Consider the following 26,184-nt stretch of genomic DNA (forward strand, 5'->3'; position numbering starts at 1 on the left):
AAGAGGCGATCGCCGGGGGAAGCGTCTTTTGGATCGGGTTTTCGACCTCGCAATCATTGGAGGCGGCGTCAATGGCTGCGGCATCGCGCGCGATGCGGCGGGCCGGGGCAACTCTGTTTTCCTTTGCGAAATGAACGACTTGGCTAGCGGGACGTCGTCTTGGTCGACCAAGCTCGTGCATGGCGGCCTGCGTTATCTCGAATATTACGAGTTCCGGCTGGTCCGCGAAGCCCTGATCGAGCGCGAAGTTCTCTGGCAGATCGCGCCCCATATCATCCGCCCGCTGCGTTTCGTTTTGCCGCACCATGCAGGATTGCGTCCGGCCTGGCTGCTCCGCCTCGGGTTGTTCCTGTACGACCATATCGGCGGCCGCAATCTGCTGCCGCCGACACGCTCGGTCGATCTCGCCCATGACGAGGTGGGAAAACCGCTGATCCCGAATCGCTACGTCAAAGGTTTTGAATATTCCGACTGCTTCGTCGATGACGCGCGGCTGGTCGTGCTCACTGCGCGCGACGCGGCCGATCGCGGCGCCGAAATCCACACGCGCACGCGCGCGGTCGAGATAAGGCAGGCAGACGGCATCTGGCAGGTCACGGTCGAGGACGCCGCAAGCGGCGTTCGGCAAACCATCAAGGCTCGGGCGCTGGTCAATGCCGGCGGCCCCTGGGTCGAGAACGTGCTGGCATCCGGTGCCGGCGTCAACGCGCGGGCAAAAGTGCGGCTGGTGCAGGGCTCGCACATCGTCGTGCGAAAACTCTACGCGCATGACCGCGCCTACATGTTCCAGAACGCCGACGGCCGCATCATCTTCGTCATTCCCTACCAGGACGACTTTACGCTGATCGGCACCACCGATCGCGATTACGATGGCGATCCGGCGAAGGTAAAAGCTTCGAGCGAAGAGATCGAATATCTCTGCGCTTCCGCCAGCGAGTATCTGGCCAAGCCGGTCTTGTCCGAGGACGTGGTGTGGACCTATTCCGGCGTCCGCCCGCTCTATGACGACGGCGCCAGCGACGCCAAGGCCGCCACCCGCGACTATGTGTTCGAACTCGACACCCCTGGTGGCGCGCCGCTGCTGTCGATCTATGGCGGCAAGATCACGACCTATCGCCGCCTGGCCGAAGAGGCGCTGGAGCGGCTGTCACCCTATCTGCGCAGCGCCAAGGCGCGCGAAGGCTGGACCGGCAAATCGCCGCTGCCGGGCGGCGATATCGACGTCTCGGCGGTCGCGGCGCTATCGGCCGAACTGGTGCGCAAATATTCATTTCTCCCGACAGCGCACGCCAACCGGCTCGTACATGCCTACGGCACCCGCGCGAGCAAAGTGCTCGGCACTGCGAAATCGATGGCCGATCTCGGCCAGTCGTTCGGCGCCACCTTGACGGAAAGCGAAGTCCGGTACCTGATGGCGAATGAATGGGCCCGCACCGCCGAAGATATCGTATGGCGGCGATCCAAGCTGGGACTGCGACTGTCGGCCAGCGAAATCGCCGCGCTCGACGAATGGATCGCTGTTCATCGCGTTTCCGGCGAACGTCCCTTGCGTGAAGCGGGAGGACGGACATGAGCGTCACGCTCGAAAACGTCACGCGAACGGTGGACGGCATCCCGACCATCCGCGACGTCTCGTTGACGCTCGATCGCGGCACGCTGAGCGTGCTGCTGGGACCCACGCTTTCGGGCAAGACCTCGATCATGCGGCTGCTGGCCGGACTCGACAAGCCGACCACGGGCCGCGTGCTGGTCGACGGCAAGGACGTCACCGGTTTCGACGTGCGGCAGCGCTCGGTTGCGATGGTCTATCAGCAGTTCATCAATTATCCCTCGCTGACCGTCTATGAGAACATCGCTTCGCCATTGCGGGTGCAGGGCAAGCCGCGCGATGAAATCGACAAGCGCGTGCAGGAGGCGGCAAGCCTGTTGAGGCTGGAGCCGTATCTCAAGCGTACGCCGCTGCAATTGTCCGGCGGCCAGCAGCAGCGCACCGCGATCGCGCGCGCGCTGGTCAAGGGCGCAGATCTGGTGCTGCTCGACGAGCCGCTCGCCAATCTCGATTACAAGCTGCGCGAGGAACTGCGCACCGAATTGCCGCGCATCTTCGAAGCCTCCGGCGCGATCTTCGTCTATGCGACGACAGAGCCCTCGGAAGCCCTGCTGCTCGGCGGCGACACCGTCTGCATGTGGGAAGGCCAGGTCCTGCAGGCCGGCGATACGTCAAAGGTCTATCGCCACCCCGATACGCTGCGCGTCGCGCAGGTGTTCTCCGATCCGCCGCTCAATATCGTCGGCATCGAAAAGAAGAATGGTTTTGTGCAATACGCAGGTGGCATCAAAGCGCCGGCCGGCGGGCTCTATGCCGGTCTGGCCGATGGTCCCTATCGCGTCGGCTTCCGCGCGCATCAGCTGGAGGTGGCCAACGGCATCGCCGGCCGCCATGCGTTCCAGGCCACGGTGACCGTGACCGAAATCACCGGTTCGGAAAGCTTCGTGCATCTCAACCGCGGTGCGTCGAACTGGGTCGCGGTGCTGCATGGCGTGCACGAGTTCGAGCCGGGCCACGTGCTCGATGCCGCGCTCAATCCCGACAATGTCTTTGTGTTCGACGCGGCCGACCGGCTGGTCGCAGCGCCCAAAGCGTTTTCAAGCGAAGTGCGTAGCGGTTCGCGTGAAGAAAACGCGTCAAAAAACAGCTCGGGCGATGCGAGGGAGATTCCGCATGGCCCGCATTGACCTCGTCGATCTCGCGCATTCCTACGGCGGCAACGATGCCGCTCCCGAATCATTCGCCCTGAAGCCAATCTCGATGACCTGGCGGCAGGGTGGCGCCTACGCGCTGCTCGGCCCCAGCGGCTGCGGCAAGACCACGCTCTTGAACCTGATCTCCGGGATTGTGACGCCGTCGCGCGGAAAAATCCTGTTCGACGGTGCCGATATCACGCCGCTGTCAACCCAGAAGCGCAATATCGCGCAAGTGTTCCAGTTTCCGGTGATCTACGACACCATGACGGTCGGGCAGAACCTCGCATTCCCCTTGAAGAACCGCGGCGTGCCGAAAGCCGACATCGATGCGCGCGTCAAGGAGATCGCCGACCTGCTCGATCTCACGCCCTATCTGAAGCGCAAGGCAACGCGGCTGACCGCGGACGCCAAGCAGAAGATCTCGCTCGGCCGCGGCCTGGTCCGCTCTGATGTCGCAGCCGTCCTGTTCGACGAACCGCTGACGGTGATCGATCCCGAACTGAAATGGCAGTTGCGCTCGAAGCTGAAGGCGCTGCATCGCGAACTCGATTTGACGATGATCTATGTCACCCACGACCAGACCGAGGCGCTGACCTTTGCCGACACCGTCGTCGTCATGCATGACGGCCGCGTGGTGCAAAGCGGCACGCCGGCGGAACTGTTCGACAAGCCGGCGCACACCTTCGTCGGTTATTTCATCGGCTCGCCCGGCATGAACATCGTGCCGGCGAAAGTCAGTGGACGCGAGGCGCGGATCGACGGCCACGTCATCGGCCTGCATCGCAATTACGGCGTCTTGCCATCCAGCGCCAAGATCGAAATCGGCGTGCGGCCGGAGTTCGTCGATGTCGCAGCCCCGGCATCGGGCCTGCTGTCGGCCACCATCGAGCGCATCGACGACCTCGGCCGCATCCGCTTCGCCCGCGTCCGCGTCGGCGATACCAAGTTCAACGCGCGCGTGCCGCCGGGATTCTCGATCCCCGACAACACCGCCGGACTGGTCTTCGATCCCGGCCACGTTCACGTCTATGCCAACAGCGTTCTGGTCGAGGGGGTTGCCTGATGGACAAGACCATCAACCAAAAGGCCTGGTTCCTGGTGCTGCCGGTGTTTCTGGTGGTGGCGTTCTCGGCGATCCTGCCGTTGATGACGGTCGTGAACTATTCGATGCAGGATACCTTCGGCAACAACCAGTTCTTCTGGAACGGCGTCGGCTGGTTCAAGGAATTGCTCGATCCCTCCACCGACCTCGGCGGCCGGTTCCTGGCGTCGCTGGGCCGCAATTTGTTCTTCTCGGCGGTGATCCTTGCGATCGAGGTGCCGCTTGGAATCGTGGTGGCGCTGTCGATGCCGCGCGAAGGCTGGAGCGTCGCGGCCTGCCTCGTGATCCTGGCGCTGCCGCTTTTGATTCCATGGAACGTGGTCGGCACCATCTGGCAGATTTTTGGGCGTCCCGACATCGGGCTGCTCGGCTACACGCTCAACGGTCTGGGGATCAACTACAACTACGTCTCCAACGAGTTCGATGCCTGGGCCACCGTCATCGTGATGGATGTCTGGCACTGGACCAGTCTGGTCGCGCTGTTGTGCTACGCCGGACTGAAATCGATCCCGGATGCCTATTATCAGGCCGCCCAGATCGACGGCGCCTCGCGCTGGGCGGTGTTCACCGCGATCCAGTTGCCGAAGATGAACCGCGTGCTCCTGATCGCCGTGCTGCTGCGCTTCATGGACAGCTTCATGATCTACACCGAGCCGTTCGTGGTGACCGGCGGCGGACCCGGCAATTCGACCACGTTCGTGTCCATCGAACTGGTCAAGATCGCGCTCGGGCAGTTCGACCTCGGCAAGGCCGCAGCACTCTCGCTGGTCTATAATTTGATCATCCTGATCGTGTGCTGGATCTTCTACACCGTCATGACCAATGCCGGCGCCGAGCGCCAGCAAAAACAGGGAGTCGCGTGATGCATTCGATTCCCGGCCGCCGCATCATCATTTCGGCCTTCCTGATCTTCCTGCTGTTGCCGATCTACTGGCTCGTCAATATGAGCTTCAAGACCAACGGCGAAATCATCTCGACCATGACGCTGTGGCCGCATCAGCCGACGATCGCCAATTACATGCGGATCTTCACCGACGAGAGCTGGTATTCCGGCTACATCAATTCGCTGAAATATGTGCTGATCAACACCGTGATCTCGATCTCGGTTGCGCTGCCCGCGGCCTACGGGTTCTCGCGTTATCGCTTCCTCGGCGACAAGCATCTGTTCTTCTGGCTGCTGTCGAACCGGATGGCGCCGGCCGCGGTCTATGCGCTGCCGTTCTTCAATCTTTATTCGGCGATCAATCTGTTCGATACGCCCTGGGCGGTCGCGCTCGCGCACTGCATCTTCAACGTGCCGCTCGCGGTCTGGATTCTCGAGGGTTTCGTCTCCGGCGTGCCGCGCGAGATCGACGAGACCGCGTTCCTTGACGGTTATTCGTTCCCGAAATTCTTCGTCAAGATCCTGGTGCCACTGATCGCCAGCGGCATCGGCGTCGCCGCGTTCTTCTGCTTCATGTTCTCCTGGGTCGAATTGCTGCTGGCGCGCACGCTCACCTCGGTGGCCGCCAAGCCGATTTCCGCGGTCATGACCCGTACCGTCTCCGCGGCCGGAATGGATTGGGGCTTGCTGGCGGCGGCCGGTGTCCTGACCATCATCCCCGGCGCGCTGGTGATCTGGTTCGTCCGCAATTACATCGCGCGCGGCTTCGCGCTCGGCCGGGTCTAGAGGAGGCATCAGATGGAAAACATCGCATGGATGGCCTGGACACTTCCGACCGCGATCTTCTTCGTGCTGCTGTCGTCGACGCTGGGTGTGATGACGTGGCTGGCGGTTGCCTATCCGGAAGCCGAACGCGTCGGGATCCTGCGCATTCCGACCACGCGCGGCGACCGGTTGTTCATTTCATTGATTATGACCGCCGTGATCCATCTGTTGTGGGTCGGATTGGTCGGTACCGACACGATCGTGACGATTCCGGTCGGAGAGGGGATTGAATTGTCGAGCCTGTGGCTCGCCACCGTGATTTCGCTTGTTTCGGCCGTTGCGATCTTCCGCACCGTCTGAGCAGCGAAAAAGAGCAGATCCGGGGGCAACCCGGGCCTGAATATATGTTTGTCGCTGCAACGGAGGAAACAACATGCGACACTTTGAGAGAAGTAAGGGGCCCATGACCAGGACCCGCGTCTTGATGATGACAAGCACGGTCGCGCTGATGGCAGCGTCGGCTGCGATCACCTCGCCGGCGCTTGCGGACGAAGCCGCTGCCAAAAAATGGATCGACAGCGAGTTCCAGCCTTCGACGTTGTCCAAGGACGACCAGATGAAGGAAATGCAGTGGTTCATCAAGGCCGCCGCACCCTTCAAGGGGATGGAGATCAATGCCGTCTCCGAAACCCTGACCACGCACGAGTATGAATCGAAGACGCTGGCCAAGGCCTTCGAGGAAATCACCGGCATCAAGGTCAAGCACGACATCATCCAGGAAGGTGACGTCGTCGAGAAGATCCAGACCCAGATGCAGTCCGGCAAGAACGTCTATGACGGCTGGATCAACGACTCCGACTTCATCGGAACCCACTTCCGTTACGGCCAGGCCGTCGACTTGACGGAATGGATGGACAAGGAAGGCAAGGACGTCACCGACCCGATGCTCGACGTCAACGACTTCATCGGCAAGTCGTTCACCACGGCGCCGAACGGTCACCTCTACCAGCTGCCCGACCAGCAGTTCGCGAACCTCTATTGGTTCCGCTACGACTGGTTCTCCAATCCCGACTACAAGGCCAAGTTCAAGGCCAAGTATGGCTACGACCTCGGCGTTCCCGTGAACTGGTCGGCCTATGAGGATATCGCCGAGTTCTTCACCAACGACATCAAGGAAATCAGTGGGGCCAGGGTCTACGGCCACATGGATTACGGCAAGAAGGATCCCTCGCTGGGCTGGCGCTTCACCGACGCGTGGTTGTCGATGGCCGGCAATGGCGACAAGGGTATCCCGAACGGACTTCCGGTCGACGAATGGGGCATCCGCATGGAAGGCTGCCGTCCGGTCGGCTCGAGCGTCGAACGTGGCGGCGACGTCAATGGTCCGGCGTCGGTCTATTCGATCGTCAAGTACCTCGACTGGATGAAGAAATATGCCCCGCCGCAGGCGCAAGGCATGACCTTCTCCGAATCCGGCCCGGTCCCGTCGCAAGGCAATATCGCCCAGCAGATCTTCTGGTACACCGCCTTCACCGCCGACATGGTGAAGCCCGGTCTGCCGGTCATGAATGCGGACGGTACGCCGAAGTGGCGCATGGCTCCGTCGCCGCACGGCTCCTACTGGAAAGACGGCATGAAGCTCGGCTACCAGGACGTGGGCTCGGCGACGCTTCTGAAGTCGACCCCGGTCGACCGCCGCAAGGCGGCCTGGCTCTACCTGCAGTTCATCGTCTCCAAGACGGTGTCCTTGAAGAAGAGCCATGTCGGTCTCACCTTCATCCGTGAGTCCGATATCTGGGACAAGTCGTTCACCGAGCGCGCGCCGAAGCTCGGCGGCCTGATCGAGTTCTACCGCTCGCCCGCGCGCGTGCAGTGGACCCCGACCGGCAACAACGTGCCTGACTATCCGAAGCTTGCTCAATTGTGGTGGCAGAACATCGGCGATGCGTCGTCGGGTGCGAAGACGCCACAGGCCGCGATGGACTCGCTCGCGGCAGCGCAGGACTCGGTGATGGAACGTCTGGAGAAATCCGGCGTCCAGGGCGCCTGCGGACCGAAGCTGAACAAGAAGGAATCGGCTGAGTACTGGTTCGCGAAGTCGGCCAAGGACGGCAACATCGCGCCCCAGCGCAAGCTGGCGAACGAGAAGCCGAAGGGCGAAACCGTCGACTACGACACGCTGATCAAGTCGTGGCCGGCCTCGCCGCCGAAGCGCGCCGAAGCGAAGTGACATCGAACATGTCATGGCCGGGCTTGACCCGGCTATCCACGGCTTCCTTTGAGGCAAGACGTGGATGCCCGGCACAAGGCCGGGCATGACGAAAAGAAGAACGAGAAGGCCGGGAGCGATCCCGGCCTTTTTCTTATCGTCATTCCGGGGCGCGCGCAGCGCGAGCCCGGAATCCATAACCACGATCGTGAGTATGGATTCCGGGCCTGCGCCTAAGAAGGCGCATCCCGGAATGACGATGAGGTGGCAGCGATCCCGGCCTTTTTCCGTTATGCTGCGGTCATCGTCCGCGAAGGCGGACGATCCAGTACGCCGCGGCGTTTCGATTCAATCGCTGACGCCGGTGTTTACTGGATGCCCGCCTTCGCGGGCATGACGACTTTGGGAGCCCTGTCATGCGCATGATCTTCCGTTGCGATCCGCAGCTTGCCGATCATCTGCCGCGGCCGGTTGCGGCGCGTACCGCGCTGCCCGACTGGCTTCGCGCCATGCCTTCGAAAGCGCATTCGGAAATCCATGGCCGCGACATCCGTACCGTGAAGCAATGCCCGCCATTCGTCGATGCGATGGCCTATGGAGTCATGGTCCTGTTACCCTGCGACGTCGTGGTTGATCGTGGCGCGTTCTCCTGGAATTGGGATATTCCGGAACCCGCCACTTCAGGGCATCCGCGCGCGCCGTTGAGCTTTCACGTCGCCGCGCAGCTTGCGGGCGCGCCGTTTGCCGAGGGCACGCAAGCTGCCATCAAGTTCAACAGTTTCTGGACCATCGAGGTTGAGCCAGGCTGGTCGCTGTTTGCGACCCATCCCGTCAATCGCGATGAGCTGCCGTTTCACTTGATTTCCGGATTAGTCGATGCCGATCGCTTCCACGACGGCGGCATCAATTTCCCGGCGATCTGGACCCAGCCCGATTTTTCGGGGGTCTTGCCCAAGGGCACGCCGGTGGCGCAATGCTTCGCGGTGCCGCGCACCGCGCCGCAACTCGTGTTCGAGAGTTTCGATGAGGCGCACAGGGAGGCCTATTCAAAAACCGTTGCCGACGTGCTGGCCGCGCCCAACGTTTACCGCAAACATTTTCGCGCGCGGCGAGGGCGGGCCTCCTAGCCGCCAAGTGAGCGGCGCAGCGATGCCTCGTCGAGCCACAGACGGCCGTGGGGTGCCGATGTCAGCGCCATCGCGATCGTGCCGAATGTTTGGGGGCGCAGGCGATAGGCTTCGGCGTAGGCGCGCATCGCGCCTTCGAGATCGCCCTTCTCCTGCAGCACGACGCCGAGATTGAGCGCGGCCTCGGCATGGTCGGGCTTTTTTTCCAGCGCCTTGCGGTAGGCGGTGGCGGCGCCGTCGGGGTCACGCAAATCCTGGCGCGCGAGGCCGAGATCGAACCAGACGGACGCCGGAGCGTCATTTTTCGCGGCGCGTTCGAGCAAGGGCGCGGCGGCGGCATGGTCGCCATCCTCCCATGCCAATCGTCCGAGCCGTGCCGCGGCCTCGGTGTTTGTTGGAACCACTTCCAGAATGGCCCGCCACGCGGCGCGTGCCTGCGGCCGCAAGCCCGCCTGGTCGAGCGTCCGCGCCTTTTCCAGGAACGCTTCGCGTTGCGGCGCCAGCGCGATGGCCCGATCCAGATGCGACAGCGCGCCGTCAAAATCCCCCGCGGCGCGGGCGATACGGGCGGCGAGCAGATGCGCCGCCGCATTTGCTGGCTGCCGGGCAAGGCTTGCCTCGACATGCGCGCGGGCTGGCTGAACCTCGCCGCCGGAGAACAGCACCGCAGCAAGAAGGTGATTGAGCATGGGATCGCGGGGCTGGCGGCCCAACCCTTCTTCACAGAGCTTGCGCGCCTCGCCGGGTCGGCCGGAATTAAAGGCCGTCGTAGCCCTGCGAACGACTTCCTCGGCGGTGTGCTTGCTCATCTCGAACACACTAAAACAAAACAACGCCGCTGCAAGACAAGGTCGATCGTGAGCCGTCGTGAAAAAGGCCGGGAACAAATCCCGGCCTCCGTCTTCCGTCATTGCGAGCCAACGGGTCGGCGCGTAGCGCCGCCCGATGACAGGCTCCGCGAAGCAATCCATCGTGCTGCAAGGAAAGAGTGGATTGCTTCGTCGCGGAGTTTATCATCGGGCCGGCCGAAGGCCGGACCCGTTGACTCCTCGCAATGACGCCGAGAGCCGTTACTGCGCCGCTTCCGCCGCTTCCAGTGTCGGATAATCCGTGTACCCCTTCGCGCCGCCGCCGTAGAACGTCGCCTTGTCGAACGCGTTCAGCGGTGCGCCCTTCTGCAGGCGTTCGACCAGGTCGGGATTTGAGATGAACGGCTTTCCGAACGCGATCAGGTCGGCCTCGTTGGCGGCGAGCACCTTGGTCGCCAGCTCGAAGTCGTAGCCATTGTTGGCGACATAGGCCTGCTTGAAGCGCTTGCGCAGCGAAGCATAGTCGAACGGCGCGACGTCGCGCGGACCGCCGGTGGCGCCTTCGATGACGTGGATGTAAGTCAGCTTCAGCGCGTTGAGGTGATCGACGATGTAGTCGAACAGCGGCTGCGGATTTGAGTCGGAAACATCGTTGGCCGGCGTCACCGGCGAAATCCGGATGCCGGTCCGTTCGGCTCCTGCTTCCGCCGCGACGGCTTTCGAGACTTCCAGCATCAACTTGGCGCGGTTCTCGATCGATCCGCCGTAGGCATCGGTGCGCTTGTTGGTGCCGTCTTTCGCGAACTGGTCGAGCAGATAGCCATTGGCGCCGTGGATCTCGACGCCGTCGAACCCGGCTGCAAGCGCATTCGCGGTGCCGCGTTTGAAGTCTTCGATGATCCCTGGAATTTCCGAAAGCTCGAGCGCGCGCGGCTCGGAGATGTCGGTAAAGCTGTTGTTGACGAACGTCTTGCCCTTGGCGCGGATCGCCGATGGCGCGACCGGTGCGCCGCCATTTGGCTGCAGCGAATTGTGCGAGACGCGGCCGACATGCCAGATCTGGATGAAGATGCGCCCGCCGCGCTCATGCACGCGGTCGGTGACCTTGCGCCAGCCCGCGACCTGTTCTTTTGAGTAGATGCCGGGCGTGTCCTGATAGCCCTGGCCCTGCTGCGACACCTGGCTGGCTTCGGTGATCAGGAGGCCTGCCGAGGCGCGCTGGGCGTAATATTCGACCGCCAATGGGCTTGGCACCATGCCCGGAGGAACGGCACGGTTGCGCGTCAAGGGCGCCATCACGAAGCGGTTGGGCAGCGTGAGCGGGCCAAGCTTGTAGGGCTCGAACAGTTTGATCGGTTGGCTCATTTGTTCTTTCCAAGGGAAGTGACTGACCCAGCAGATTTGTGCATTGCGGCGGCAAGCGCAATGCCCAAGCCATTCGGGATGTGCAGATTAGCTGCGCACGATCCCGGCCATGTGGCCGGCATCGAGGAACAGCGTGTGCGCGTTGACGTAGGAGGATTCGTTCGAAATCAGGAACAGCGCAGCATAGGCGACCTCCCAGCCGGTGCCCTGGCGGCCGAACGGCACTGTCACCGCGCGGTCGGTCCGCCGGCGGCTGGCGTCGCGGCCCATCGGCGTATCCATGAAGCCGGGCGCGATCACATTGCAGCGAATGCCCTTTTCTTCGCCAGCCGCCGCCTTCGGATGTGATCTGCGCCACCGTGTTGTCGGCGGCAGCCGGCCAGGGCTCCTGGCGAGGCCCAGCGATTCCGCGTGCAGGGAGGCGGAGGGATCTATCTGTTTCGGTGCGTGCGTGGTGGTGGACATGGGGTGGGCTCTCCCTGAGTTTTTATTTTTTGTTGGCAATTGTATTCCGTCATTGCGAGCCAACGGGTCGCGCGAATGCGCGCCCGATGATAAACTCCGCGAAGCAATCCATACGGTCACGAAGGAAGGATGGATTGCTTCGTCGCGGAGTTTATCATCGGGCCGGCCAAAGGCCGGACCCGTTGGCTCCTCGCAATGACGGTGAATTAATTTTTCCGTCATTCCGGGGCCCGCGAAGCGCGAACCCCGGATGCGCAATTGCGCATCGGGGAATCTCGAGATTCCGGGTTCAGCCCTGCGGGCTGCCCCGGAATGACGACAGGGCGTCAGCTCACCCCGAGAAAATCGCGCTTGCCGACTTCGACGCCGTTATGGCGCAGGATGCCGTGGGTGGTCGCGGCATGAAAGTAGAAATTCGGGAACGCAAAGGCATTGAGGAACTGCTGGCCTTTCAGCGTGATGGAGCGATCGGGGCCGGCGGGGAAGGTGACGTCCTTGGCATCGGCACCGTCGAACTGCGCCGGCTTGAACGACTTCACATAATCGATGGTTTTCGCCAGCCGCTGCTTCAATTCCTCAAAGGTCTTTTCGGTGTCGGGCGTCGACGGCACCTCGCTGTGGGTGAGGCGCGCACAGCCCTTGGCCGCGAAATCGCAGGCGAGCTGAACCTGTTTGCTCAGCGGCAGCATGTCCGGATAGAGCCGCGCGCCGAGCAGGACGTCGGGCTGGATGTTCTTGGCCTTGCAATGCGCTTCGGCCTTGGTGAGCAGGCCGGAAAGGCTGCCGAGGATCTGGAGGAAGGCCGGAACGGTGGCGTCGTAGAAAGACATCTGATTCTCTTTTCGTGTTGTGGAATTTCATTCAGTGCAGGGTAACGCTGCTCGAAGTGGGGCGGCTGGAGATGAATTACAACTCTTAAACGCGGTTTGGCCTGGTCAAATATTCTCTCGCCGCGATGTCCTTGTCCGGCCTTGCATCGCACCGGTTCACCCGATCGCTCCAGATATCGCCAGCCGATCACGTGTTGTTCATCGCGCTTCCAGTGTGAAGCTTCTCACATTCAGCTGGGGTCGACGCGTGGAAAGATCACCATCCTGAGTTGAGGAGACTTTCACAAACCAGAAGGACAATATTTATGACCGATCAAGCTGCAGCATTGACGCACGCCGTAGCCGTCACCCGTAACTCCGACGGGAGAATCGAAATCTTCGGGGACGGCACCAACAAGGCGCTTTGGCATATCTGGCAGGAGGCGCCGCATGCGGGACCATGGTCGACCTGGTCATCGCTTGGCGGCGGACTTACCAGCGAACCCGCCGCGATCGACAATTCAGACGGACGACTCGAGGTGTTCGTGCGCGGCACCGACAACGCGCTCTGGCACATCTGGCAGATGGTGCCGCACTCCGGACCGTGGTCGGCATGGTCCTCGCTCGGCGGCGGCATCACCAGCGATCCGGTGGCCGCGCTCAATTCCGACGGGCGGCTTGAAGTGTTCGCCCGCGGCCTCGACAACGCGCTCTGGCACATCTGGCAGGAGGCGCCGCATGCCGGGCCGTGGTCGTCATGGGCGACCCTCGGCGGCGGCATCACCAGCGATCCGGCCGTGGCGGTCAATTCCGACGGACGGCTCGAGGTGTTCGTGCGCGGCACCGACAACGCGCTCTGGCACAACTGGCAGACGTTGCCGCATGCCGGACCGTGGTCGGGATGGGCGTCGCTCGGTGGAATCATCACCAGCGATCCCGAGGTGTTCGTCAACTCCGATGGGCGTCTCGAAGTATTCGCCCGCGGCACCGACAACGCGCTCTGGCATATCTGGCAGACGGCGCCGCATGCCGGGCCGTGGTCGGGCTGGGCCTCGCTTGGCGGTGTCATCACCAGCGATCCGGCGGTGGTCGACAATTCCGACGGCCGGCTGGAAGTGTTCGCGCGCGGCACCGACAGCGCGCTCTGGCATATCTGGCAGGAGGCGCCGCATGCAGGTCCCTGGTCGGGCTGGGCCTCGCTTGGCGGCGCGATCACCAGCGATCCGGTTGCGATCGATAATTCCGACGGGCGGCTGGAAGTGTTCGCGCGCGGCACCGACAGCGCGGTCTGGCACATCTGGCAACAGGCGCCGCATGCGGGCCCGTGGTCCGGCTGGGCGTCCCTGGGCGGCAATGTGATCAACAATCCGCTGTAAGGGCGCCGTCTAGTTCACCTCTCCCCGCTTGCGGGGAGAGGTCGGATTTTACGCGTAGCGAAAAATCCGGGTGAGGGGGACTCTCCGCGAGTCTGAATCTGTGGAGAGTCCCCCTCACCCCAACCCTCTCCCCGCAAGCGGGGCGAGGGAGCTTTAATTCATCGCTGCTGGACGCGGCCCGCCGCGCATCCGCGCCAGCAGTTCGGCGGTCGGCCAAGAATCGGCCGGCAGGCCGTATTTGACCTGCATCGCCTTTACCGCGCTGCGGCTTGCCTGGCCGAGCACGCCATCGACCTTGCCGACATTGAAGCCCGCGCGCACCAGCAATTGCTGCAACTCGCGGATTTCGTTGAAGGGCAGTTGCACCACCGGCGCCGACGGCGCGCGCATTGGCGCAGCGCCCGCGATGCGGGTCGCGAGATAGCCGGCGGTGGTGGAATAGATCAGCGAATTATTCCACTCGGTATAGGCGGCGAAATTCGCGTACGCCAGGAACGCCGGCCCGGTGCGGCCCATCGGCAGCAGCAGCGACGAGGGCATATCGTCGTTCGGCAACGCCCTGCCGTCGGGATAGCTGACGCCCAACTGCGCCCATTTCGACCGCGGCAGTTTTATCGTGAGGTCGGCCTGGTCCCAGGGTAGATTTTGCGGCACGCGCACTTCCTGCAGCCATGGCTCGCCACGCCGCCACTTCAATCCGTTGGCGATGTAATTCGCGGTTGAGCCGATCACGTCGGGCGCGCTGCGCAAGAGATCGCGATGGCCGTCGCCGTCATAGTCGACAGCGTAGTTGAAATAATGCGTCGGCAAGAATTGCGTCTGTCCGAGTTCGCCGGCCCAGGAGCCGATCATCTCATCCGGCGTGAGATCGCCGCGGTCGATGATCTTCAGCGCCGCGATGGTTTCGTTCTGGAACATCTCGGAGCGGCGGCAGTCATAGGCCAGCGACACCAGTGACGGCAGCGTATGCAGTTTACCCAACTCGGCGCCGAAGCTGCTCTCCAGCCCCCAGAACGCGGCGATCACGGCCGGTGGTACGCCATATTCCTTCTCGGCGCGGTTGAACGCCGCCGCATGCATCCGGATTCGCGCCTGCGCATTCTTTGCCGCGCCGTCGGACGCCCTGTTCCGTGCGAATTCGGTGAACACCTGGCCGAATACGCGCTGACCGTGGTCGCGGTTGACGATGCCCTGGTCGTAGACGAGGTAGGGGGCAGCATCGGCGAGCGCGCGCTGCGACACGCCGGCGGCGACGGCCTGTTGCTTTAGCTCGGCAAGGAAGCGGTCGAAGGGCATGCCGTTGTGGCAGGAGGCGGCGCGCGGGGAGGGAGCGGTGGCAGTTTGGCTTGGTAGTCCCGTTAGTTTTGGGGCCGTCGGTTTGGTCGTGGCCGCGGGTCGAACCGGGGCTGGAGCCGGCTGTGCTGACGCTGCGGATGAAAATGCCAAGGATGCCGCAAAGGATGCCGCGACCGTTGTGATCGCAACTCGAATTCCAAACGAAGAGGTCCGCATCAATCTCACCAGCTTAAGGGACAGGAAGGTCGCGCGCTTTCAATACTACAGCTGACACGCCTGGCGCATTCGTTCGGGCGTTCAGCACGGGATGCCGAGGGGCTTGCGGTTTCGAGGATGAGTCGTCAGCAATCTCAGAATGTTAAGAGCCGATGGCGGGGCTCCTGGAAGCTTTTCATATTAACAAAGGGTTACCAGCGGCGCGTGACCAATCGGCCACGGTCTGGGGCAATTCGACCTCTCACGCCGCAGTTGCCCCCTGAGGACGCCGTATCTCATGACGTGTGGTTCCCCGGAGACAGCCCGACCCAGGCGATCCTGCTAGGTTGTCGAGGAGGGACATATCTTGTGCTCACAAACTGGGCACATCAATTTGGAGATTGTAGTGAAAAAACTCGTTGCCACATTATTCACCGTTGCGCTTGGCGCCGCCACCGCATCGGCGGCCGACCTTTCGCCCCGCACCTATACCAAGGCGCCCGCTGTAGTGGCCCCTATTTACAACTGGACCGGTTTTTACGTCGGTTTGAACGCCGGCGGCGCCTGGAATGAATCCAATGTGACCACCACGACGGTCTTCGCACCGTTTCCGTTCGGATATTTTGCCACCACCAGCGTCCCTGCGATTGGGACGGTTGGCAACCAGAACATCAACCGCTCCGGTTTTACCGGGGGCGCGACCGCTGGTTATAACTGGCAGATCAGTAACGCCGTGCTCGGCGTCGAAACCGACTTCAACTATTTCGGGATCAGGGGATCGTCCACCGGCACCGCACTTTACCCGTGCTGCGCGCCGTCCACCTTCACGGTCAATTCGTCGGAGTCCACGGATTGGCTTTGGACCCTTCGCGGCCGTGCCGGCTTCCTTGCCACGCCAGCCCTCCTGCTCTATGGCACCGGCGGTCTGGCCGTCGCCGATGTGAAGGCCAGTTACCTCTTCACCGATACCTTCGGCCCGGCCCGCGAATCCGCCGCGATCTCGACCACCCGCTATGGCTGGACCGCAGGTGCCGGCGGCGAATACGCCCTGATGAACGGCTGGTCGATCAAGGCCGAATATCTCTACGTCGATCTCGGCCGGGCCAGCACGACCAGCACCAATCTGGTTACTCCGACCGCTTTCCCGAGCAACTTCCCGAGCAACGTGTTCACCCATACGGTTGATCTGCGATCGAACATTGGCCGGGTCGGCATCAACTACAAGTTCGGCGGCCCGGTCGTCGCCAAATACTGATCGACGCACTGATCTCCCGACTGCGACTGACAAGCTAAAGCCCCGGCATCGTCCGGGGCTTTTTTGTGCGGTTTGATGGCGACCGGCGCGGAGGAGAGGTCGCAAAAGAATCGGCCTGTGATACTCCTTGCGCATGAACCCGGCCCACGCACCAACCTTGTATCTTCTCTGCGGAAAGATCGCGGCCGGGAAGTCGACCCTTGCACGGCGCCTCGCCGCGCCCGGCGACCCTGCTGATCAGCGAAGATCACTGGACCTCTACCCTGTTTGCCGATGACCTGAAGACCATCGAAGACTACGGACGCTATTCGGCCCGGCTTCGCGCCGCGATGGCGCCGCACGTCGTCGACGTCTTGACGCAAGGCCTTTCCGTCGTGCTGGATTTTCCGGCCAACACGGTGCGCAATCGTGAATGGATGCGGTCGTTGATCGCACAGGCCGATGTGGCCCACGAGCTGCATCACCTCGATATTCCCGACACGATCTGCAGGCAGCGGCTTGGCCGGCGCAATGCCGGTGGCGCACATCCGTTCCAGGTCAGCGACGTGGAGTACGATCAGTTCACACGTTACTTCGTTGCTCCGGGATCCGACCAGGGTTTCAACGTCGTCGTTCACACGGCCTGATCGGTCGGTCGCGGTGACGCCGGCGCGTGGCGCTCAGGACGGCGGCGCCGGGATCAGCCCATAGCGCAGCATCGTCTCTTTCATCCTGGCCGCATCGGGCGTGGCGGCCGACAGCAGGCCGGCCATATCCTTGAAATATTGCGGGCCAAGCACACCCGGGCTCAGGACGCAGAGGCAACTGGCCGGCCCGGTCGAGCGGTTCGTGAATCCGTGCACGACGCCGCGCTGGATGAAGATGGTCTCGCCGGGCCCCAGATCGATATCCTTGCCGTCGATCCGCCAGGTCGATGTGCCCGCCAGCCCGTAGATCGTTTCATCCCAGCGATCGTGATAATGCGGAATAGGCATCCGCGCGTTAGGCTGCAGCGTCATCTCGAACATATCGAGGCTGCCGGCAGTGTCGTCCTTGCTCTGCAGGAATTTCAGCTGCAGCGAACCGAGATTGATGGTTTCGGGCATGGCGATTTTATCCAACGAGGGAGGGCAACAATAGCGCGTGGGGCAGATTCGCAAAGCGTGGTTCGTCGCTCTGCGGCAATAGATGGCAGCCCACTGCAGATCGACTCTTTTCGGGAACTATCATTTAATGTTGGCAGGTGTGGGGATTTTTGATGCGATCCTTTCTTTTGCTTGGTTTTTCATGCGCGTTGCTGCTGACCGCCGGTCATGCCTGGGCTGAAGATCGTCCGCCGGAATGGGCCTATCCGGTCAATCCGCCCGGCTTCAAGCTGCCGCCTGATGACGGCAAGCCGCGGCAGGTGCCGGACAGTCCGGTCCAATACAGCGTGGCGCAGACCCGCGACCGGTTTTTCGCTCCCGACTGGCATCCGGCCGATCACCGCCCAATGCCGGCCGTCGTGGCAACGGGTCGAAAGCCCGATGTGTTCGCCTGCGGCTTTTGTCATCGGGCGGACGGCCCCGGCGGTCCCGAGAACGCCAGTCTCGCGGGCCTTTCGGCTGATTACATCGAGCAGCAGATGGCGGATTTCAAGAACGGCCTGCGCAAGACCTCCGTTCCGGAGCGCGGCCCGTCGCAGATCATGATCGCGCTTGCCAAGGCGGCAACCGACCAGGAGGTTAGCGCCGCGGCGGAATATTTCGCCGCGCTGAAACCGCGGGCGACGATCAGGGTGGTCGAGACCGACACGGTTCCGAAAACCTATGTCGCCGGCTGGTTTCTGGCCGACGCCAAAACCGGCGAGCGCGAACCGATCGGCAACCACATCATCGTAATCCCGGAGGACCTCGCGCAATTCGAAAGCCGCGACGCGCGCTCGCGCTTCATCGCCTATGTGCCGATCGGCAGCATCCAGAAGGGCAAGGAGCTTGTTGCAAAAGGCGTGGGCGGCGGCGGCACGCAATGTGCGGGCTGTCATGGCCCGGGCCTTGCTGGCGTCGGCGGCATCCCCGCCATTGCCGGCCGTTCGCCGAGTTACGCCGTCCGGCAACTCCATGATTTCAAGTCCGGCGCGCGCGCCGGCAGCGGCAGCGAGTTGATGAAGCCGGTCGTGGAAAAAATGACGCTGGAAGATATGGTCGCGCTCGCAGGCTACGCGGCTTCATTGCCGCCGGACGGCGTGTCAGCGAGCAAATGATGCCGGCGCCTCACGGAGTAGCCCTCCGCCGGATGCGATGGGCCCGCCGTCAAATGTACGTCAATCGAATGTCATGAGCGGCCATTAGCTTCCGCGCCGTACTATCGGCTTTTGCAACAATTTGAAAATCAGGAGAAGGCCATGCGTCATAAACGCATTTTCGGCACCGCGATTCTGTTGCTGCTCGGCGCAGGGCTGCAGGTGGGAGGATCGGCGAGGGCGCAGGCCGCGTGCGGGCTGCAATCCGCAGACAACCGCATCAAGCATGTCGTGCATATCCAGTTCGACAACGTGCATCTGCGGCGCGACAATCCCAACGTGCCGTCGGACCTCGAGCAGATGCCCAACCTGCTCAATTTCATGCAGAATAACGGCGTCGTGAGCGGCAATCATCATACGCCGCTGATTTCGCACACCGCCACCGACATTCTTACCGTGCTGACCGGCGCCTATGGCGATCGCATGGGTGTGCCGGTCGCCAACAGCTATGGATTTTTCCGCAACGACGGTTCGGTCGGCTTTTCTAGTTCGTTTCTCTACTGGACCGCGCTCAGCGCCGACGGCAAGCCGCAACTGATCAATGAAAACGGCAAGACTTTTCCGGCGCCGTGGGCGCCGTTTACCCGTGCCGGCTGCGACGTCGGCGCCTTCTCGATCGCCAATATGGAATTCGAGAGCCTGCCGGCCGACGTCCGTACCGTGTTCGGGACGGGCTCGCCCGAGGACGTGGCGGTTTCGGCGGCACTTGCGCTGCCGCGCACGCCCGCCAACGCGCCCGCGCGCCAGGCGCCGAACACCGACTATCTCGGCATTGCCGTGCATTGCGCGCAGGGTAGCCAGCTCTGCAACAACAGCCACGCCCGCGCCGATGCGCTGCCGGACGAGCCGCAGGGCTATGTCGGCTTCAAGGCGTTGTTCGGAAACGTGAATGTGGCTCCGGCGCTTTGCGCGGCAGCGCCCGCCGGTTGCGACGGCAGCGGCAACGTCAGGGATACCGACGGCGCGGTCATTGCCGACGCCTACGGCCGTCCCGGCTTTCCCAACATTTTCAGCCCGGTGGCCAAGCAGTCGCTTGGTTATGCCGCGACCATGCTCGAAGCCGGCATACCGGTCGTCTACGTCTATTTGGCTGACGGGCACGATCGGAACCCGGTGCCGCTGGACCCCGCGACCAACCTGCCGGGTCCGTCGCGCGCCTTCGGCGCTGGTGAGGCGGAATATGTCGCGCAGCTGAAAGCCTATGACGTCGCCTTCGGCAAGTTCTTCGCACGCCTTGCCGCCGACGGCATCACCAAGGACAACACCCTGTTCGTCGTGACCGCGGACGAAAACGATCATTTCGCCGGCGGCGCGCCGAGCCCGGCCAATTGTGATGGCATTCACGTGCCCTGCACCTATGCCCAGATCGGCGAGGTCACCACCTTCCTCGACCGGCTGCTTTTGACCCAGCGTGGCAATACGACGCCGTTCGACATTCACTTCGACGACGCCCCGACCTTCTACATCCACGGCAATCCAGGGCCGACCGACGCGCTGACGCGGACCATGGAGCACGATGTCGATGCGCTGCAGGTGACCAACCCGATCACTGGCCGCGTCGAGAAGCTCAACGCCTTCCTGGCCGACCGCGCCGAAATGGGCCTCCTGCACATGATCACGTCGAACCCGGCGCGCTCGCCGAGCTTCACGATGTTCGGCAATCCGGACTACTTCAACACGACGTCGTCGGCATCGACCGGGCAGGGCAAGGACTGCTCGCAGGCACCCGCCTGCGTCAGCGAGAGCCCAGGCTTCGCCTGGAATCATGGCGACGTGCAGACGGAAATTACGCGCACCTGGATGGGCATGGTTGGACCCGGCGTCAATCGCTCCGGACGCGACGACCATGTGTTTTCGGATCACACCGACCTTCGCCCGACCATGGTCGCGCTGGCCGGCCTGAAGGACGACTACACGCATGACGGCCGGGTACTGATCGAGTTCCTCGAGGATCGCGCCCTGCCGCGCGCGCTGCGGCGGAGCGAGAACTTCCTCGAACTGGCGCAGGTGTACAAGCAACTCAACGCGCCGCTCGGCTCGGTCGGCCTTGACAGCCTCCACTTCGCCAACCGTTCGATCCTGAGCGACGATGCCGCATACGGAACGTTCCTCGGCAAGATGGACGACATCACGGCTCAACGTGACGCGCTCGCCGCCGAGATCAAGCCGATATTGGATGCGGCCGCTTTCGACAATCAGCCCATCAACGAGCGCCAGGAACAACAGCTGGTGCACCGCGCCCGCGCGATCATCGATCGGGTTTCCGACCTCGCCCATGATGATCACGACCGGGAGCATCACTGATCTTCATGTGGCATCCATCCGCCGACCAGCGCGAACCCGCCGGCCTTGCCGGCGGGTTCATGCGCGTTCATCGAAGCGGCAATTCCAGGCCGTCACGCTCACTTACGCCACCACGCCGGCGTGGTGCTTTGCCGATGATCCTGGTTGCGCTTCTCGCCGGCAGCGCCAACCAGGCGTTTGGCGAAGTGCTGGTCGAAGGGCAACCGGAAGCGGTTCATATCGACGCGCGCGATGTGCCGCTTCGGGAGGTGCTCGACGCGCTGCGCGCGAAATTCCACTTTCAATATCGCAGCAACGACGCGCTCGACACCCGCATGACCGGCACCTTTAATGGCCCCCTGCCGCGTGTTACTGCACGTATCCTTGACGGGTACGATTTTGCCGCAAACATCGCGGCGCAAAATATCGATGTCCTGATCCTGCGGCAGCACGGGCCCAACGCCATCGCGCCCGCTGTCGCAATAGCCAAAAAATCGCCGGCACCTGTCATGACCGCGGCGCAAGCCAACCGCTACGAACGCGGACTGGCCCGGTAGAGGGTTCGCGTTTTGCATTCCACATATTGGGCATTTCCTGTGCGAATCCTCGGGATCGCGACCTATTCAACAAGGCGTCACAAATGTTTCTTCTGGCTGTGATCGAGCTCTGAAAAGTTCCGCCCCGGCGACCGCTTGGTTGCCGCTCGCAATCATCAATATCCCCCATTCAACTCATTCTTCAGGAGGCGATCCCGATGCGTTTGCCAACAACCTTAGGCTTGGTTTCCGCTCTGGCGCTGATGTGCGCCGGCGCAAGCGCCGACGATCGGCACGGCCGTGATTCCGACGATTTCCATCGTGTTCCCACCGCGACACCGATCAAGCACGTCGTCGTCATCTTCCAGGAGAACGTCTCGTTCGACCATTATTTCGGGACCTATCCCAACGCCCTCAATCTGTCGGGCGAGACGCCGTTCAAGCCGACGCCGCGCTCGCCAAAGGTCAACAATCTCGTCAACCCGCTCGACGTGAACCACGATTTCAAGCTGTTGACCGGCGTCGACCTTCTCACCAACAACCCCAACAGCGTTGCCACCAATCCGGTTAATCCCGTTCCCCCGTTGACCGGCGGCGTGGCCAACAAGAACGGCAGCAACGCATCGAATCCATTCCGGCTGTCGCCCGCGCAGGCGCTGACCTCGGATCAGGGCCACAACGAAGGCCCCGAGGAGAGCGCGTACGACAATGGCCACATGGACGGCTTCCCGGTCTTCGTCGGAACCGGAGGCACGCCGACCGGCACCGGCAAGGCGCTGGTGATGGGGTACTACGACGGCAACACCGTCACCGCGATGTGGAACTACGCCCAGCATTTCGCCTTGAACGACAATAACTACACCACGCAGTTCGGTCCCTCGACGCCCGGCGCGATCAACCTGATCTCGGGCCAGACCAACGGTTTCGCGGCCACCAAGAACGTGTTCGATCCCGCCGATCCCACCGGCAAGACGCTGCTGCACGGCACCCATGAGGCGTTCGGCGACGCGGCCAAAACCCCCGACAACGTCACCGAGATCGGCGACGGCGATCCGCTGCAGGACGTCTGCTCGAATCCGGCGATCGACCAGGTCACCATGGCCGGCAAGAACATCGGCGATCTCCTCAATGCCAAGGGCATCACCTGGGGTTCGTTCATGGGCGGTTTCGATCTCACGGTCGTCAACGCCGACGGCACCACCGGCTGCTCACGGCATACCAACCCGACCGCGCCCGGCACGCCCGCGTTCACGTCGGTCGATTACATTCCGCACCACGCCTGGTTCCAGTACTACGCGTCGACCCGCAATCCGACCCATGCCCGCCCGAGTTCGGTCGAGGCCATCGGCCACAGCCTGATCCCGCACACCAACACGCCGGATCCCGCCAACCACAACTATGACATCAACGACTTCTTCACCGCGCTGAACGCGCACAAGCTGCCGGCCGTGAGTTTCCTCAAGGCGGCGGCGTTCGAAGACGGGCATGCCGGATATTCGGACCCGATCGACGAGCAGCATTTCCTGGTGCGGGTCATCAACGCCCTGCAGCAGAGCCCGGAATGGTCGGAAACCGCCGTCGTCATCCTCTATGACGACAGCGACGGCTGGTATGACCATCAAATGCCGCCGATCGCCAATCCGTCGTTCAACCCGGCGGTGGATACGCTCAATGGGCCCGGCGTCTGCCAGACCAGCAACGGTTTTCAACAGGACGAGCCCGCCTCGACTACGCCGCTCTTGGGCAACTCCGGCAAGCCGGCATGGGGGCGTTGCGGTTACGGAACGCGGATGCCGCTATTGGTGGTGTCGCCCTTTGCGAAACGCAATCATGTCGATCACACCCTGACCGACCAGACCTCGGTGCTGCGGTTCATCGAGGACAACTGGCTGTCCAGCGAACGCATTCAGCACGGTGGCTCATTCGATGCCATCGCCGGACCGCTCAACAACATGTTCGACTTCGACGATCGCGACGAAGGCGGCCCGCGCAAGCTGCTGCTCGACGAAAAGACCGGTGTCGTGGTCTCGGCCTCCGGAGGCGACGACCACGATCATCATCAGCATTAAAACCTTGGTCGGTTGACGCGGCGGCTTCGCGTCAACCGACGTCCACTCCGGATCTGACTTTCCCTCGAAAGCGTTCCCGGAGAGCAGGCGGACGGCTAGCGTGCTGTTTCCGGTGAGGGGGATTTCTCCTCGCCGGAAACATGCAGGTGGTTTGTCGTCTACTGCTCGCGAATGCCGATCCGTTTTGCCAGCCCGCGCATCTCCGCCATCGTGCATTTCTCCAGGGTTTCGCGGGCGACGGAATTGGCCTCGTTGCGGCTCTTGGCGAGATACCGCGTCATCGCTTGTCCCCGGATCGGCACCGCGCCGAGCCGGCGGGCCTGGGCATCGCCGAAAATCGAGGAGTAGGGCAGAAGTCCATAGATCCTGCCGCCGAGCAGCAATTGCCTCAGGGTTTCCGGGCTTTCCAGTTCGAGCCGAATGTCGAGTTTTGTGCCTTCCCTGACCGCGGCGTTCTCGATCAGCTGGCGCGGCCGGTTATGCTTGTTGATCATCACCAGCGGGAGACCGCCGAGACTGTCGACGTCGAGGCTCCGTTTCTTCAGCCGGGGGTCATCGGGGCGGCCGACGAGATAGAGCGATTCGGTGAACAGGCGCGTGTATTCGAGCAGCGGGTCGGGCGGCGGATCGGTCACGATCGCAAGGCTAAGTTCGCCGCGCCGGAGCTGACCGAGCACGTTCGATGTCCAGCCTTCGAGCAGGCTGAGGGTTACTTTCGGGTAGGATTTGAGAAACGTCAGCGCGAGTTTGCTGAACAGCAGCCGCCCGATCGAGGGCGGCGCCGCCAGCGACGCCGGGCCGCTCGGCACATGCGCCTCGATCTGCAGGCTCTCCTTCAGTCGGTCGACTTCGCCCAGAATGTGCTGCGAGCGTTCCAATAGCCGCTGGCCCGCCGCGGTCAGCCGTACGCCGCGCCGGACGCGATCGAACAGGAGAAAGCCCAGTTCGCGCTCGAGATGCTGGATCTGCCGCGTCAGCGCCGACTGCGCGACGCGAAGATCGTCGCTGGCTTTGCGAAAATTCTCCCGCCGCGCGGCCTGAATGAAATAGCGGAACTGGCGCAGGTCCATTTTAATGATGCCGATTTGCGATCAATCTGATGACAATTCAACATTATCGCAATCCAGAGCCGGGTGCTAATTCTATTCCCCGATGGTCCCGGCACCTCCAAACCGCCGCACATGACGGCGGGCAGTCGGGCGTCCGGGGAGAGCAATGGCCGAAATTTCGCTCGACGCTCAAGGCGCCGTTCAGGGCAGTATTTCGGGCGGAGTCCGGCAGGCGGCTCAGGATCGCGCCAAAGCCGATGCGCAGGACTGGATCAGCGGAATCGAGCAATCCAACCTCACGCCGCGCTATTATTTGACCATCGCCCTCCTCGTCCTGCAGGAGATGTTCGAGTTCTACGATTTCTTCCTGGTCGGTTACCTGGTTTCTGTGCTGGCGCCGGGCTGGCATCTCACTTACGGCCAGAGCGCGGTGATGCTGCTGTCGTCCGGGGTCGGCGCCATCGCAGGCTCGCTGGCCGGCGGTCTGCTCGCCGACAGGGTCGGGCGCAAGAAGATGATCTGGGGCGGCGGCCTGATCTTTTCACTGGGCGCCGCCGGATGTGCGCTGATCCCGGACGGCGCCTGGATACTGTTTTCGATCCTGCGTTTCGTCGTGGGCTTCGGATCGATCGCGGCGGTGACCGCGCAGAATCCGCTGGTCGTCGAAATGACGCCGACCCGGTACCGCACCTTCGTTTCCAGCATGATGGTGGCGCCGGTCGCGCTCGGCACCATGTTCGCGGCGATGATTTCGGCGAGCCTGCTGCCGGTGATCGGCTGGCGCGGCGTCGCGGCCACCGGGGCGATGCCGATCGTAACCTCGCTGTTGTTTGCGCTGATTGCGCCGGAGTCGGTGCGCTGGCTGCTGTCGCGCGGCCGCAATGCCGACGCGCGGCGCGAGGCTGCAAAGCTGCTCGGCGTTGCCGAAGCCAGCATCACGCTGCCGAACGCGGTTGCGCCGATCCGGAAGCCGGGGTCGTTGTCGGAGCTGTTCCAGGACCAGCAGCGGTTCTGGTGGGTCGTCGTGATCTGGACCGGGATTTCGACCGGCACCTATGGCGTGATTCTGTGGGGACCCACCATCCTGTCCCAGCTCCTGAAGATCACCGCGCACGAGGCCGCGCATTATTTCGTCTATGCCAGCGTCGCCTCGATTATCGGCCGCGTGCTATTTTCGGTGCTGCCGCTCTATATCGGGCGCCGCCGCGCCGCATTGGTCGGAACGTTCCTCTCCGTCCTGGTCATGCTGGCGATTTTCGCCTTCTATCGCGAGTTCATCGCGGGCTGGTCGGTATTCGCGCTGCTGGTGATTTTCGGCGCGGCCTTCTACAGCGGCTCGTTCTCCAACATGTCGCCGTATGTGGTCGAAGTGTTTCCGGTCTCGCTCGGCGCCCGGGCGTTTGGACTGGCGCAGGCCGCCAACGGGGTCGGCAAGATTCTCGGACCGGTTTGCCTGGCGCTGATCGCCGGAAGCAACGACGTGGTCTCGCCGAAAGCAACCGCGGACGCGATCGCGCCGGCGTTCCTGTTCCTGGCGGCGTGCGAATTCGCGGCGCTGATCGCGATCTTCGCCTATCGCCGGGAGC

At 62.8% G+C, this 26,184-nt stretch carries 23 protein-coding genes and 1 pseudogene; 17 read left to right on the top strand and 7 right to left on the bottom strand.

Annotated elements, in window-relative coordinates; all coding sequences use genetic code 11:
- The first annotated feature begins 28 nt into the window (after positions 1-28).
- The 9 genes from glpD to NL528_RS12620 all read left to right on the top strand — a co-directional run bounded on the left by glpD (position 29) and on the right by NL528_RS12620 (position 8,831).
- A complete protein-coding gene (gene glpD / locus NL528_RS12580; protein ID WP_309182976.1) occupies positions 29-1,573 on the top strand; it encodes a glycerol-3-phosphate dehydrogenase in 1,545 nt (514 codons plus the stop codon).
- The gene (locus tag NL528_RS12585; RefSeq protein ID WP_309182977.1) at positions 1,570-2,736 is read left to right on the top strand and encodes an ABC transporter ATP-binding protein; all 1,167 of its coding nucleotides are present in this window, start codon (positions 1,570-1,572) and stop codon (positions 2,734-2,736) included. Before glpD ends, NL528_RS12585 begins: the two co-directional genes overlap by 4 nt.
- Complete coding sequence (locus tag NL528_RS12590; RefSeq protein ID WP_309182978.1) at positions 2,723-3,808, top strand: ABC transporter ATP-binding protein; 1,086 nt, start codon at positions 2,723-2,725, stop codon at positions 3,806-3,808. The genes NL528_RS12585 and NL528_RS12590 overlap by 14 nt, the downstream gene beginning before the upstream one ends.
- A complete protein-coding gene (locus tag NL528_RS12595; RefSeq protein ID WP_309182979.1) occupies positions 3,808-4,710 on the top strand; it encodes a sugar ABC transporter permease in 903 nt (300 codons plus the stop codon). The genes NL528_RS12590 and NL528_RS12595 overlap by 1 nt, the downstream gene beginning before the upstream one ends.
- On the top strand, positions 4,710-5,516 hold the full coding sequence (locus NL528_RS12600; protein ID WP_309182980.1) for a carbohydrate ABC transporter permease: 807 nt from the start codon (positions 4,710-4,712) through the stop codon (positions 5,514-5,516). Before NL528_RS12595 ends, NL528_RS12600 begins: the two co-directional genes overlap by 1 nt.
- A 12-nt stretch (positions 5,517-5,528) precedes the next feature.
- On the top strand, positions 5,529-5,855 hold the full coding sequence (locus NL528_RS12605) for a DUF2160 domain-containing protein (RefSeq protein ID WP_309182981.1): 327 nt from the start codon (positions 5,529-5,531) through the stop codon (positions 5,853-5,855).
- A gap of 73 nt (positions 5,856-5,928) precedes the next feature.
- Positions 5,929-7,725, top strand: a complete 1,797-nt coding sequence (locus NL528_RS12610) for an ABC transporter substrate-binding protein (RefSeq protein ID WP_309182982.1) — start codon at positions 5,929-5,931, stop codon at positions 7,723-7,725.
- Positions 7,726-7,785: 60 nt separating this feature from the next.
- Positions 7,786-7,941, top strand: a complete 156-nt coding sequence (locus NL528_RS12615) for a hypothetical protein (protein ID WP_309182983.1) — start codon at positions 7,786-7,788, stop codon at positions 7,939-7,941.
- A 179-nt stretch (positions 7,942-8,120) separates the two neighbouring features.
- The gene (locus tag NL528_RS12620; RefSeq protein WP_309182984.1) at positions 8,121-8,831 is read left to right on the top strand and encodes a hypothetical protein; all 711 of its coding nucleotides are present in this window, start codon (positions 8,121-8,123) and stop codon (positions 8,829-8,831) included.
- Here the strand turns inward: NL528_RS12620 and NL528_RS12625 are convergent.
- From NL528_RS12625 to NL528_RS12640, 4 genes are all read right to left on the bottom strand, one after another.
- Positions 8,828-9,640: a tetratricopeptide repeat protein gene (locus tag NL528_RS12625; RefSeq protein ID WP_375144009.1), complete on the bottom strand. Its 813-nt coding sequence runs from the start codon at positions 9,638-9,640 to the stop codon at positions 8,828-8,830. The genes NL528_RS12620 and NL528_RS12625 overlap by 4 nt on opposite strands.
- 261 nt (positions 9,641-9,901) lie before the next feature.
- On the bottom strand, positions 9,902-11,005 hold the full coding sequence (locus NL528_RS12630; protein ID WP_309182986.1) for an alkene reductase: 1,104 nt from the start codon (positions 11,003-11,005) through the stop codon (positions 9,902-9,904).
- Positions 11,006-11,092: 87 nt separating this feature from the next.
- Positions 11,093-11,470: an SDR family oxidoreductase gene (locus tag NL528_RS12635; protein WP_309182987.1), complete on the bottom strand. Its 378-nt coding sequence runs from the start codon at positions 11,468-11,470 to the stop codon at positions 11,093-11,095.
- A 326-nt stretch (positions 11,471-11,796) separates the two neighbouring features.
- Positions 11,797-12,300, bottom strand: a complete 504-nt coding sequence (locus NL528_RS12640; protein ID WP_309182988.1) for a DUF1993 domain-containing protein — start codon at positions 12,298-12,300, stop codon at positions 11,797-11,799.
- A gap of 305 nt (positions 12,301-12,605) precedes the next feature.
- Between NL528_RS12640 and NL528_RS12645 the strand changes: the two genes are divergently transcribed.
- Positions 12,606-13,655, top strand: coding sequence for a hypothetical protein (locus tag NL528_RS12645; RefSeq protein ID WP_309182989.1), 1,050 nt, complete (start codon positions 12,606-12,608; stop codon positions 13,653-13,655).
- A gap of 153 nt (positions 13,656-13,808) precedes the next feature.
- Here NL528_RS12645 and NL528_RS12650 read toward each other — a convergent pair whose 3' ends face one another.
- Positions 13,809-15,167, bottom strand: coding sequence for a lytic murein transglycosylase (locus NL528_RS12650; protein ID WP_309182990.1), 1,359 nt, complete (start codon positions 15,165-15,167; stop codon positions 13,809-13,811).
- Between the two features lie 385 nt (positions 15,168-15,552).
- Here NL528_RS12650 and NL528_RS12655 point away from each other — a divergent pair, with 385 nt between their 5' ends.
- Together NL528_RS12655 and NL528_RS12660 are read left to right on the top strand one after the other, a co-directional pair.
- Positions 15,553-16,401 carry a porin family protein gene (locus tag NL528_RS12655; protein WP_309182991.1) on the top strand — a complete coding sequence of 283 codons (849 nt, stop codon included), beginning with the start codon at positions 15,553-15,555 and terminating at the stop codon, positions 16,399-16,401.
- A 200-nt stretch (positions 16,402-16,601) separates the two neighbouring features.
- The gene (locus NL528_RS12660; protein ID WP_309182992.1) at positions 16,602-17,027 is read left to right on the top strand and encodes an ATP-binding protein; all 426 of its coding nucleotides are present in this window, start codon (positions 16,602-16,604) and stop codon (positions 17,025-17,027) included.
- Between the two features lie 33 nt (positions 17,028-17,060).
- Here NL528_RS12660 and NL528_RS12665 read toward each other — a convergent pair whose 3' ends face one another.
- Positions 17,061-17,486 (bottom strand): cupin domain-containing protein, encoded by a 426-nt coding sequence (locus NL528_RS12665; RefSeq protein WP_309182993.1) that lies wholly within the window; start codon positions 17,484-17,486, stop codon positions 17,061-17,063.
- 152 nt (positions 17,487-17,638) lie between these two features.
- On the opposite strand from NL528_RS12665, the gene NL528_RS12670 reads away from it, so the two are divergent.
- The 4 genes from NL528_RS12670 (at position 17,639) to NL528_RS12685 (ending at position 23,549) form a co-directional block, all read left to right on the top strand.
- Positions 17,639-18,622 (top strand): c-type cytochrome, encoded by a 984-nt coding sequence (locus NL528_RS12670; RefSeq protein ID WP_309182994.1) that lies wholly within the window; start codon positions 17,639-17,641, stop codon positions 18,620-18,622.
- 141 nt (positions 18,623-18,763) lie between these two features.
- A complete protein-coding gene (locus NL528_RS12675; RefSeq protein ID WP_309182995.1) occupies positions 18,764-20,965 on the top strand; it encodes a hypothetical protein in 2,202 nt (733 codons plus the stop codon).
- Between the two features lie 128 nt (positions 20,966-21,093).
- Positions 21,094-21,501 (top strand): hypothetical protein, encoded by a 408-nt coding sequence (locus tag NL528_RS12680; RefSeq protein WP_309182996.1) that lies wholly within the window; start codon positions 21,094-21,096, stop codon positions 21,499-21,501.
- Between the two features lie 197 nt (positions 21,502-21,698).
- Complete coding sequence (locus NL528_RS12685) at positions 21,699-23,549, top strand: alkaline phosphatase family protein (protein ID WP_309182997.1); 1,851 nt, start codon at positions 21,699-21,701, stop codon at positions 23,547-23,549.
- A gap of 158 nt (positions 23,550-23,707) precedes the next feature.
- Here NL528_RS12685 and NL528_RS12690 read toward each other — a convergent pair whose 3' ends face one another.
- Positions 23,708-24,619, bottom strand: coding sequence for a LysR family transcriptional regulator (locus tag NL528_RS12690; protein WP_309182998.1), 912 nt, complete (start codon positions 24,617-24,619; stop codon positions 23,708-23,710).
- A gap of 322 nt (positions 24,620-24,941) precedes the next feature.
- Between NL528_RS12690 and NL528_RS12695 the strand changes: the two are divergent.
- Positions 24,942-26,162: pseudogene (locus tag NL528_RS12695) on the top strand (MFS transporter); the annotation flags it as partial.
- Positions 26,163-26,184: the final 22 nt, after the last annotated feature.

The sequence above is a fragment of the Bradyrhizobium sp. Ash2021 genome, from assembly GCF_031202265.1.
In the GTDB taxonomy this organism is placed as follows: Bacteria; Pseudomonadota; Alphaproteobacteria; order Rhizobiales; family Xanthobacteraceae; genus Bradyrhizobium.

What these genes read in the sequence shown, in the direction of transcription:
- NL528_RS12690 (WP_309182998.1), bottom strand. Translation starts at nt 24,619, where the DNA reads ATGGACCTGCGCCAGTTCCGCTATTTCATTCAGGCCGCGCGGCGGGAG.
- NL528_RS12665 (WP_309182993.1), bottom strand. Translation starts at nt 17,486, where the DNA reads ATGCCCGAAACCATCAATCTCGGTTCGCTGCAGCTGAAATTCCTGCAG.
- NL528_RS12685 (WP_309182997.1), top strand. Translation starts at nt 21,699, where the DNA reads ATGCGTTTGCCAACAACCTTAGGCTTGGTTTCCGCTCTGGCGCTGATG.
- NL528_RS12650 (WP_309182990.1), bottom strand. Translation starts at nt 15,167, where the DNA reads ATGCGGACCTCTTCGTTTGGAATTCGAGTTGCGATCACAACGGTCGCG.
- NL528_RS12640 (WP_309182988.1), bottom strand. Translation starts at nt 12,300, where the DNA reads ATGTCTTTCTACGACGCCACCGTTCCGGCCTTCCTCCAGATCCTCGGC.
- NL528_RS12625 (WP_375144009.1), bottom strand. Translation starts at nt 9,640, where the DNA reads ATGAGCAAGCACACCGCCGAGGAAGTCGTTCGCAGGGCTACGACGGCC.
- NL528_RS12595 (WP_309182979.1), top strand. Translation starts at nt 3,808, where the DNA reads ATGGACAAGACCATCAACCAAAAGGCCTGGTTCCTGGTGCTGCCGGTG.
- NL528_RS12635 (WP_309182987.1), bottom strand. Translation starts at nt 11,470, where the DNA reads ATGTCCACCACCACGCACGCACCGAAACAGATAGATCCCTCCGCCTCC.
- NL528_RS12585 (WP_309182977.1), top strand. Translation starts at nt 1,570, where the DNA reads ATGAGCGTCACGCTCGAAAACGTCACGCGAACGGTGGACGGCATCCCG.
- NL528_RS12590 (WP_309182978.1), top strand. Translation starts at nt 2,723, where the DNA reads ATGGCCCGCATTGACCTCGTCGATCTCGCGCATTCCTACGGCGGCAAC.
- NL528_RS12600 (WP_309182980.1), top strand. Translation starts at nt 4,710, where the DNA reads ATGCATTCGATTCCCGGCCGCCGCATCATCATTTCGGCCTTCCTGATC.
- NL528_RS12670 (WP_309182994.1), top strand. Translation starts at nt 17,639, where the DNA reads ATGCGATCCTTTCTTTTGCTTGGTTTTTCATGCGCGTTGCTGCTGACC.
- NL528_RS12645 (WP_309182989.1), top strand. Translation starts at nt 12,606, where the DNA reads ATGACCGATCAAGCTGCAGCATTGACGCACGCCGTAGCCGTCACCCGT.
- NL528_RS12605 (WP_309182981.1), top strand. Translation starts at nt 5,529, where the DNA reads ATGGAAAACATCGCATGGATGGCCTGGACACTTCCGACCGCGATCTTC.
- NL528_RS12620 (WP_309182984.1), top strand. Translation starts at nt 8,121, where the DNA reads ATGCGCATGATCTTCCGTTGCGATCCGCAGCTTGCCGATCATCTGCCG.
- NL528_RS12610 (WP_309182982.1), top strand. Translation starts at nt 5,929, where the DNA reads ATGCGACACTTTGAGAGAAGTAAGGGGCCCATGACCAGGACCCGCGTC.
- NL528_RS12675 (WP_309182995.1), top strand. Translation starts at nt 18,764, where the DNA reads ATGCGTCATAAACGCATTTTCGGCACCGCGATTCTGTTGCTGCTCGGC.
- NL528_RS12630 (WP_309182986.1), bottom strand. Translation starts at nt 11,005, where the DNA reads ATGAGCCAACCGATCAAACTGTTCGAGCCCTACAAGCTTGGCCCGCTC.